1 protein-coding gene and 1 pseudogene are annotated in these 1,109 nt (G+C 40.7%); both read right to left on the reverse strand.

Annotated elements, in window-relative coordinates:
- A pseudogene (gene prfA / locus A3761_RS28720) lies at positions 1-124 on the reverse strand (peptide chain release factor 1); the annotation flags it as partial.
- 158 nt (positions 125-282) lie between these two features.
- On the reverse strand, positions 283-822 hold the full coding sequence (locus A3761_RS24820; RefSeq protein ID WP_068513794.1) for a hypothetical protein: 540 nt from the start codon (positions 820-822) through the stop codon (positions 283-285).
- Positions 823-1,109: the final 287 nt, after the last annotated feature.

A 1,109-nucleotide genomic window follows, 5' to 3' on the forward strand; every position in this document is an offset into this window, starting at 1 on the left:
ACTCTTTTGAAAAGTCGCGAAATTTATTCTGGTCTGTGATCACATCAGGGTCGCTCATAAGAGCTGCTAATTCTTCGTAACGTTCAGAAATACTGTCTAAACGAAGCAATAAGGATTCTTTCATGGAATAGTAACCAGCTAGATGACCTTAACTTAACTATAAAGCCTGAAGAACAAACGCTTTTGATAAAGTAAGGTCACAAAAATTCAATATGTAGGAAATTGCGCGGCATTTTAGCAAAAATAGCGGCGCGAAACAAAAGCTAGCTCTTGTAGAAAGATTTAGAACATCTCTAGCTCGCCATCATCAAAAGGATCGGCTTCAGGCTCTTTATACTCAAAGGACAAATTTTGATTTAATACTTTTGTGTGCAAACTACATTCAAAGACTTCTCGCCCACTTTGAAAGTTAAGCGTTAACATCGAAAAACCTTCGTCAAGCAATTCATCAAGCCGAATGCCAAACTGCTTTTGAGGGGTGCCGAGTTGCAGGTAGTGCTGATAATCGATGAGTTTGTTTTTGAGCGCCCCCATAAAACGATTAGCCAATTCGGAAATCCAGTCTTCAATCTCATGAGCTTGAACAAACTCGGCATCACCTTTAATTGGATAAGTTTCTCTTAGAATGGAGACAGGGCCTCGTAGTAGTAATTTCAGCTCCAGGTCATCGGAAAGCGCTTCGATAAATGCGCAAGGCAGGGCCAAGACCTCTTTTGCCGACTCTACAATTTCCAATTCGCATTGAATGCTTGCGAAAACGTCAATACATGTTTCTTTAAATAATAGGTGTAAGGGCTCCAGGGCGCTTCCTGCTTGGGGCATTTTGACTCCTTTCTATTCCATAAGTATTACTATCCCTACTAATATAGCCGAATGAATCAAAGCCGCCTTAGGATTTTTATAGTATTATGGAATAAAAATAATGCCCCCTGGAAGTCCATAAAATTTCTTTAGAAACAACAGGGTATAAGCATCTTCAAATTGGGTCAGAGTAAAGGCGTTTGTTTTACTCTGGCCCCAATAGTACACACTTAAGGAAAAAGGTTTGGATTAGACGCTACTCTGGCCCTGCAACGATACCCGCATCGTGTAAGCGGCCAATTTCAGCA

It is taken from the genome of Oleiphilus sp. HI0123 (assembly GCF_001635315.1).